This is a genomic window from Streptomyces sp. NPDC058620 (assembly GCF_042717135.1).
Lineage (GTDB): Bacteria > Actinomycetota > Actinomycetes > Streptomycetales > Streptomycetaceae > Streptomyces.
In genome coordinates this window covers 66816-74847 of sequence record NZ_JBHXQO010000035.1, presented here as the reverse complement: position 1 = coordinate 74847, position 8032 = coordinate 66816, and the positions used below count along the sequence as shown (strand labels likewise).

The window sequence follows — 8032 nt, the reverse complement described above, 5'->3', positions numbered from 1 at the left end:
CCCGGAAGCTAAGCCTTTCAGCGCCGATGGTACTGCAGGGGGGACCCTGTGGGAGAGTAGGACGCCGCCGAACAATTATTCCGGGAAAGCCCCGTACCGCAAGGTACGGGGCTTTTCTGCGTTCACGGCTCTGTCTTCAGGCATACCCGGTGCACCGGCACGCGGTGGCTGAGGGTAGGGTCAGGAAGCATCATTGGCACATTCTTCACAGGAGGCCCCCGGGTGGAGGTCCAGGAGACTCGGGTTCAGACGGACCGGGTCCTCACCATCCCCAATATCCTCAGCATGGCTCGCCTTGCCGGGGTCCCGCTCTTCCTGTGGCTGATTCTTCGCCCCGAGTTCGGCGGGCCCAACAGCGATGGCTGGGCCCTGCTGGTACTGATGCTCAGCGGCGTCAGTGACTACCTCGACGGTAAGCTCGCCCGCCGGTGGAACCAGATCAGCACCCTCGGGCGGCTCCTGGACCCCGCGGCCGACCGTCTCTACATTCTTTCGACCCTCGTCGGCCTGACCTGGCGGGAGATCCTTCCGCTCTGGCTCACAGCCGCACTGCTCGCCCGCGAGCTGATGCTGCTGGTGATGGTCGCAATCCTCCGCCGGCACGGCTATCCGCCCCCGCAGGTCAACTTCCTGGGGAAAGCTGCAACGTTCAACCTGATGTACGCCTTCCCCTTGTTGCTGCTCAGTGATGGAAGTGGTTGGCTGGCTACGTTGGCCGCCATTTTCGGATGGGCGTTCGCCGGATGGGGTACAACGCTCTACTGGTGGGCAGGGATTCTCTACGTGGTCCAAGTCCGCCGGCTCGTCAAGGCGGATGAAGTAGCCGACTGAGCTCGTTGATGCGGTGCCGCGCAGCGTTGCCGGTCCGCACCTCCTGACGTCTGGATGATGTCCGAGGGGCAAAGTCGGCTCGACCGTCGTCTCTCAAGGAGGACGTTTCCGACATGAAGGCCGTCGTGATGGCTGGTGGTGAAGGCACTCGCCTTCGCCCCATGACCTCAAGCATGCCCAAGCCGCTCCTGCCCGTGGCCAACCGGCCCATCATGGAGCATGTGCTGCGGCTACTCAAAAGGCATGGGCTCAATGAGACCGTCGTAACCGTCCAGTTCCTCGCCTCTCTCGTCAAGAACTACTTCGGAGACGGCGAAGAGCTCGGGATGGAACTCACCTATGCCAATGAGGAGAAGCCACTCGGCACAGCGGGGAGTGTGAAGAACGCCGAGGAAGCTCTCAAGGACGACACATTCCTCGTCATCTCGGGTGACGCTCTCACCGACTTCGACCTCACCGATCTCATCGCCTTCCACAAGGCGAAGGGCGGACTTGTCACTGTTTGTCTTACGCGGGTCCCGAATCCCCTGGAATTCGGGATCACGATCGTGGACGAAGAGGGACAGGTCGAACGGTTCCTGGAGAAGCCGACGTGGGGACAGGTCTTCTCGGACACCGTCAACACGGGCATCTACGTGATGGAGCCCGAGGTGTTCAACTACGTGCAGGCTGACACCTCCGTGGACTGGTCCGGAGACGTCTTCCCGCAGCTCATGAAGGAAGGCAAGCCGATCTACGGCTATGTCGCCGAGGGCTACTGGGAGGACGTGGGCACGCACGAGAGCTATGTGAAGGCTCAGGCCGACGTCCTGGAGCGCAAGGTCGACGTCGAGCTCGATGGCTTCGAGATCTCCCCGGGCGTATGGGTGGCCGAAGGCGCCGAGGTGCATCCCGACGCGGTGCTGCGCGGCCCGCTGTACATCGGTGACTACGCCAAGGTCGAGGCGGGCGTCGAGATCCGCGAACACACCGTGGTGGGGTCCAACGTCGTCGTCAAGTCCGGAGCCTTCCTGCACCGGGCCGTCGTGCACGACAACGTCTACATCGGCGAGCACAGCAATCTGCGCGGCTGCGTGATCGGGAAGAACACCGACATCATGCGGGCCGCCCGCATCGAGGACGGTGCGGTCATCGGCGACGAATGTCTGGTCGGTGAGGAATCGATCATCCAGGGGAACGTGCGGGTCTACCCGTTCAAGACGATCGAGGCCGGCGCCTTCGTCAACACCTCGGTGATCTGGGAGTCGCGCGGACAGGCCCATCTCTTCGGGGCCCGTGGCGTCTCCGGCATCCTGAACGTCGAGATCACCCCGGAGCTGGCCGTACGGCTCGCCGGCGCCTATGCCACGACCCTCAAGAAGGGGGCGACGGTCACGACCGCGCGTGACCACTCCCGTGGCGCCCGAGCGCTGAAGCGAGCCGTCATCTCGGCCCTGCAGACGAGCGCGATCGATGTCAGGGACCTGGAGAACGTCCCCCTGCCCGTGGCCCGTCAGCAGACCGCGCGGGGCAGCGCCGGCGGCATCATGATCCGTACGTCCCCCGGTGTGCCCGACTCGGTCGACATCATGTTCTTCGACGAACGGGGAGCGGATCTCTCCCAGGCGCTGCAACGCAAGCTGGACCGGGTCTACGCCCGCCAGGAGTACCGCAGGGCCTTCCCCGGCGAGATCGGGGATCTCCACTTCCCCTCCAGCGTCTTCGACTCGTACACGGGTTCTCTGCTCCGTAACGTCGACACGACCGGCATCGCCGACGCGAACCTCAAGGTCGTCGTCGACGCCTCCAACGGCAGCGCCGGACTCGTACTGCCCAGTCTGCTGGGGCGTCTCGGTGTGGATGCGCTGACCATCAACCCCGGGCTCGACGAGTCCAGGCCCACCGAGACCGCCGAGACGCGACGGGCCGGACTGGTGCGGCTCGGCGAGATCGTGTCCTCGGCGCGGGCCGCCTTCGGGGTGAGGTTCGACCCCGTGGGTGAACGCCTCTCTCTCGTCGATGAACTGGGCCGGATCATCGAGGACGACCGGGCGCTGCTGGTGATGCTCGACCTCGTGGCCGCGGAGCGGCGCAGCGGGCGTGTGGCGCTGCCCGTCACGACCACACGCGTCGCCGAGCAGGTGGCGGCGTACCACGGCACGCAGGTCGAGTGGACCACCACATCACCCGACGACCTGACCCGGGTGGGGCGCGAAGAGAACACCATCTTCGGTGGAGACGGGCGTGGCGGGTTCATCGTTCCCGAATTCAGCAGTGTCTTCGACGGCTCGGCGGCCTTCGTCCGGCTGCTCGGCCTGGTGGCGAGGACCCAGCTCACGCTCAGCCAGATCGACGCCCGCATTCCCCGTGCTCATGTGCTGCGCCGCGACCTCGCGACGCCCTGGGCGGTCAAGGGGCTCGTCATGCGTCGTGTCGTGGAGGCGGCGGGGGACCGGAGCGTGGACACCACGGACGGTGTCCGCGTCGTGGAGGCCGACGGGCGCTGGGTGATGGTGCTGCCCGACCCGGCCGAAGCGGTCACCCATCTGTGGGCGGAGGGTCCCGACGACGCGTCGTCGCAGGCGCTGCTCGACGAGTGGTCGGCCATCGTGGACAGCGCGGGCGACTGAACCGAGGCGGTGCACCGGGAGCGGTCACGGCACTGCTCCCGGTGCACCGGTGGGGCCATTCGGCGGTAGCCGCGGTGACGTGCGACGATGTGCGGCATGCCGCAGCAGTCCCCCGATCGGAGCACCGCCTCTCCGCCTGCCCGCCCTGACGCGTCCATGTCGCTGCTGACCAATGTGATGGACCACAGCCTCGACGAGGGATACGCCGAGGCTTCCGCGCGCCGCAAGGCCGACGGGAGCGCGGGCCTGCCCCGTACGCTCAGGTCGAAGCTCGGTCTCGCCGCAGGTCTCGTGCTGGCCGCCCTCGTCGTCACCCTCGGTGCAGCGGAGGCACGGATCTCCGCGCCCGTGGTGGCGAAGGAGCGCGAAGAGCTCATCGACCGCATCGACGCGGAGACCACCGCGGCCGACGACCTCGAATCCGACGTCGACGAGCTGCGCACCGACGTGGGCGAGCGGCAGCGCAAGGCACTCGAACAGCACGGCGGCGACCAGGGCGAACTGGTCGCGCTGCTCTCCGGAGCGACCGCGGTCGAGGGACCCGGGGTGAAGCTCGTCGTCGACGACGCCGAGGACACCGACCAGGGCGGTGGCGGCCCGCGTGAGTCGACGGGCTTCGCCGACACCGGGCGGGTACGGGACCGTGACATGCAACGGGTCGTCAACGGCCTCTGGCAGTCCGGCGCCGAGGCGGTCGCCATCAACGGACAGCGGCTGACCGCCCTTTCGGCGATCCGCGCGGCGGGCGACGCCATACTGGTCGACAACAGACCGCTCGTACCGCCGTACACGGTGCTCGCGGTGGGGGACGGCAAGAGGCTGAGCACCGCGTTCCAGGACAGTGCTGACGGTCAGTACCTCCACGCGCTCCAGGAGAGTTTCGATATCCGTACCAGCATTTCCGATCAGGAGAAGGTGCGCCTGCCCGCTGCGCCGAGCCTGATCGTGCGTACAGCAGAGCCGCAGGCCGCAGACACCGGCAGTGGTGCGGCAGACACAGGGAAGGGCACATCGTGATCGCCGTACTGGGCCTCGTCGTGGGAGTCGTGGTCGGACTGTTGGTCCGGCCCGAGGTACCGGCGGTGGTCGAGCCCTACCTGCCGATCGCCGTCGTCGCCGCGCTCGACGCCGTCTTCGGCGGCCTGCGGGCGATGTTGGACGGGATCTTCGTGGACAAGGTCTTCGTGGTCTCGTTCCTCTCGAACGTGGTCGTGGCCGCTCTGATCGTGTTCCTCGGCGACAAACTGGGTGTCGGGGCCCAGCTCTCCACCGGTGTGGTGGTGGTGCTCGGCATCCGGATCTTCTCCAACGCCGCCGCAATCCGCCGGCACGTCTTCCGGGCTTGAGGCCGATGAGTAACGAAGCAACCCCCAGCGGCGAGGAGCGCACCGGCGAGCAGCCGGTCGACGCACCCGCACCCACGGTGCTCTCCGGGCGCCAGCGACTGAAGGCGGGGCTCTGGCCGCCACGGATCAGCCGCGCCCAACTCATCGTCGCCCTCCTGCTGTTCGTCCTCGGTCTGGGGCTCGCCATCCAGGTCAGGTCGAACAGCGACAACAGCGCGCTGCGCGGTGCCCGCCAGGAGGACCTGGTCCGTATCCTGGACGAGGTCGACGACCGGACGCAGCGGCTCGAGGACGAGAAACAGCGTCTCGACGATCAGCGCACGGAGCTCGAGAACAGCTCCGACCAGGCCGAAGAGGCACGGAAGCAGACCCTTGAGAAGGAACGGCAGCTCGGCATCCTCGCGGGTACCGTGGCGGCGCACGGGCCCGGCATCACACTGACCATCAGCGACCCGAGCGGCGCGGTCGAGGCGGACATGCTGCTCGACGCCATTCAGGAGCTGCGGGCGGCCGGGGCCGAGGCGATCGAGGTCGACGGTGTCCGTGTGGTGGCCAGTACGTACTTCTCCGGTGACGGGGGAGCGATCGAGGTCGACGGCCGCAAGATCGCGCCGCCGTACGAGTTCAAGGTCATCGGCAAACCGCAGGACCTGGAGCCGGCGCTGAACATTCCCGGCGGAGTCGTGCAGACGCTGGAGAAGGAGCAGGCCACGGCCCGGGTGGAGCGGGCCGATGACATCGTCGTGGATGCCTTGCGACCGGCGAAGCGGCCTGACTACGCTCGGTCGTCGCCCCAGTGAGGCCGTGGCGCATGGGCGCCGTGGGACACGGGCATGAGGTTCCGGGGGGTCGGCGCATCGTATTCGTGACGCGTGGTGGAAACTGTCGAGTGGATACGGACGTTGTGAAGATGTCCGGGTCGGCAGGTGTGTTCATTCAGGGTTCGTCCTGCCCCACGGGCGGGTCTATGTCGGTCAAGGGGAAACGCCCGTGAAGTTGTTTGCGAAGTTGTTCGGAAAGAGCGCACGCGAGGACAGCGGCAGTGCTGCCCGCCACCGCGCTCCGAGGCATGGCCAGGGCGAGGAGCAGGGCGTGGACCGCCCGCTCTTCCGTGACGAAGTGTCCGGTTCCGCCGGTGACATTCCGGGCGCGCCCGGCGCGTCGTCTGTTGACCCTGCCGGTGCCGGGCGCATAGGTTTCGGTGAACCATCAACCTCAAGTACGGGTGGAGGGTTTACCCACGCCCCGGAGGGTTCCTCCATGCCGGTTTGCGCGAGGTGCGGGCATCGCAACGCCGAGGCCAGCCGATTCTGTTCCAACTGCGGTGCGCCGCTGAGGGGCGGAGTGCCGGAGCGGGCCTCCGAGACGACGTCGACCATCTCGATCTCGGGTCTCGAGGCGTACGAGGCGGAGGCTACGGGTCAGACCATGCTTCCCTCGCTGTCGCCGGAGGCCCAGGCCGCCGTCGACGCCCTTCCTGCGGGTTCCGCGCTGCTGGTGGTGCGCCGGGGTCCGAACTCGGGCAGCCGCTTCCTGCTGGACGGCGACCTGACGACGGCGGGCCGTCACCCGCAGAGTGACATCTTCCTCGACGACGTGACCGTGTCGAGGCGTCATGTGGAGTTCCGCAGGAACCCCGACGGCAGTTTCACGGTGGGGGATGTAGGCAGCCTCAACGGCACGTATGTCAACCGTGAGCGCATCGATTCCGTTCCGCTGACCAACGGCGACGAAGTCCAGATCGGTAAGTACCGGCTGGTCTTCTACGCGAGCCAGCGGGGCGTGTGACCCCTCCCCGGACTCCGTCCGGGGGATCCCCAGGAAGGTCCATGCTGCGAACATCGACGGGCGGTGCCGGTCACGGCACCGCCTCCGCGGGCGAGCGAGCGATGAGCATCGGCACGGTGCTCATCCAGCTGCGCGACGAGTTCCCCGAAGTCACCATCTCCAAGATCCGGTTCCTGGAGGCCGAAGGGCTGATCGAGCCGCAGCGGACGCCTTCCGGATACCGGAAGTTCAGCTCCGGTGATGTCGAGCGGCTGGCGCAGGTCCTGCGGATGCAGCGGGACCACTACCTCCCGCTCAAGGTCATCCGCGGCCATCTGGACGCGCTGGCCCGGGGTGAGAACGTGGCTCTGCCGGCCTCCGGAGGGCAGCGGGATCTCGGCGACGGAACCTGGGACTCCGACCCCGGCCGGGCGACAGCGGCCAGGATCGGGCGCTCAGAGCTCCTTGTCGCCGCGGAGGTCACCGAGGGCCAGCTGGACGAGTGGGAGTCCTACGGGCTGATCTCGGCCACTCCGGAAGGCGCCTACGACGCCGAGATGGTCACCGTGGCGAAACTTGTGGCGGATCTGGGGCGATTCGGTCTGGAACCTCGGCATCTGCGGGCCATGCGTGCCGCCGCGGATCGTGAGGCGGGGCTCGTCGAGCAGGTGGTCGCGCCCCTGCGCCGGCACAGGAATCCGCAGACCAGAGCGCATGCCGAGGCCACCGCGAAGGAGCTGGCCGAGCTTTCCGTACGGCTTCACTCGGCGCTTGTGCAGACGGCTCTCGGCATCCGCCTCCACTGACCTTGGCGGAGCCCGACTACCCAAACATGGCGAGCACGTCCTAGGGTTGCTGTGTGAACGAGCTCGACGTTGTGGGTGTCCGGGTAGAAATGCCCTCCAATCAACCGATCGTGCTCCTGCGTGAAGTGGGAGGCGACCGGTACCTCCCCATTTGGATCGGTCCCGGCGAGGCGACAGCGATCGCCTTCGCCCAGCAGGGCATGGCTCCGGCCAGGCCGCTGACCCATGATCTCTTCAAGGATGTGCTCGAGGCCGTGGGCCAGGAGCTCACCGAGGTCCGCATCACGGACCTCCGGGAAGGGGTCTTCTACGCGGAGCTGGTCTTCGCGAGCGGGGTCGAGGTGAGCGCGCGGCCGTCCGACGCCATAGCGCTCGCCCTGCGCACAGGCACGCCGATCTACGGAAGTGACGGGGTGCTGGACGATGCGGGGATCGCGATCCCCGACGAGCAGGAGGACGAGGTGGAGAAGTTCCGCGAGTTCCTTGACCAGATCTCGCCGGAGGATTTCGATACCAACAGTCAGTGACCGTCCTGTAGGGGTGCTGTCAGCGCATCCGACAAGCCGTTCCCGTTAACGAGTCACGGGAAACCACCCTCTGGGTGATTATCACTCGGCGTGCCGAGTGTGGCGATCGTTGACGCACCCCGAGTGACTGCCTACCTTCGAGATGG

The 8032-nt window shown here is 67.0% G+C and carries 8 protein-coding genes; all 8 read left to right on the top strand.

All coding sequences use genetic code 11. From position 1 onward, the window contains the following. Positions 1-222 precede the first annotated feature (222 nt). The 8 genes from ACFWSK_RS26705 to ACFWSK_RS26670 all read left to right on the top strand — a co-directional run bounded on the left by ACFWSK_RS26705 (position 223) and on the right by ACFWSK_RS26670 (position 7886). Positions 223-831: a CDP-alcohol phosphatidyltransferase family protein gene (locus ACFWSK_RS26705; protein ID WP_383791081.1), complete on the top strand. Its 609-nt coding sequence runs from the start codon at positions 223-225 to the stop codon at positions 829-831. Between the two features lie 113 nt (positions 832-944). Further along, on the top strand, positions 945-3440 hold the full coding sequence (locus ACFWSK_RS26700) for a sugar phosphate nucleotidyltransferase (RefSeq protein ID WP_383791078.1): 2496 nt from the start codon (positions 945-947) through the stop codon (positions 3438-3440). Between the two features lie 96 nt (positions 3441-3536). Beyond that, positions 3537-4457, top strand: coding sequence for a DUF881 domain-containing protein (locus tag ACFWSK_RS26695; RefSeq protein WP_383791075.1), 921 nt, complete (start codon positions 3537-3539; stop codon positions 4455-4457). After that, the gene (locus ACFWSK_RS26690; protein WP_003970459.1) at positions 4454-4786 is read left to right on the top strand and encodes a small basic family protein; all 333 of its coding nucleotides are present in this window, start codon (positions 4454-4456) and stop codon (positions 4784-4786) included. The genes ACFWSK_RS26695 and ACFWSK_RS26690 overlap by 4 nt, the downstream gene beginning before the upstream one ends. Before the next feature lie 5 nt (positions 4787-4791). Next, positions 4792-5586, top strand: a complete 795-nt coding sequence (locus ACFWSK_RS26685) for a DUF881 domain-containing protein (RefSeq protein ID WP_383791072.1) — start codon at positions 4792-4794, stop codon at positions 5584-5586. A gap of 190 nt (positions 5587-5776) precedes the next feature. Then, a complete protein-coding gene (locus tag ACFWSK_RS26680; RefSeq protein WP_383791069.1) occupies positions 5777-6574 on the top strand; it encodes an FHA domain-containing protein in 798 nt (265 codons plus the stop codon). Positions 6575-6615: 41 nt separating this feature from the next. Continuing rightward, the gene (locus ACFWSK_RS26675; RefSeq protein ID WP_383791066.1) at positions 6616-7359 is read left to right on the top strand and encodes a MerR family transcriptional regulator; all 744 of its coding nucleotides are present in this window, start codon (positions 6616-6618) and stop codon (positions 7357-7359) included. Positions 7360-7412: 53 nt separating this feature from the next. Then, positions 7413-7886 (top strand): bifunctional nuclease family protein, encoded by a 474-nt coding sequence (locus ACFWSK_RS26670; protein WP_014044725.1) that lies wholly within the window; start codon positions 7413-7415, stop codon positions 7884-7886. Positions 7887-8032 lie beyond the last annotated feature (146 nt).

Coding starts and splice junctions, on each gene's coding strand:
- ACFWSK_RS26685 (WP_383791072.1), top strand. CDS start 4,792: ATGAGTAACGAAGCAACCCCCAGCGGCGAGGAGCGCACCGGCGAGCAG.
- ACFWSK_RS26675 (WP_383791066.1), top strand. CDS start 6,616: ATGCTGCGAACATCGACGGGCGGTGCCGGTCACGGCACCGCCTCCGCG.
- ACFWSK_RS26695 (WP_383791075.1), top strand. CDS start 3,537: ATGCCGCAGCAGTCCCCCGATCGGAGCACCGCCTCTCCGCCTGCCCGC.
- ACFWSK_RS26700 (WP_383791078.1), top strand. CDS start 945: ATGAAGGCCGTCGTGATGGCTGGTGGTGAAGGCACTCGCCTTCGCCCC.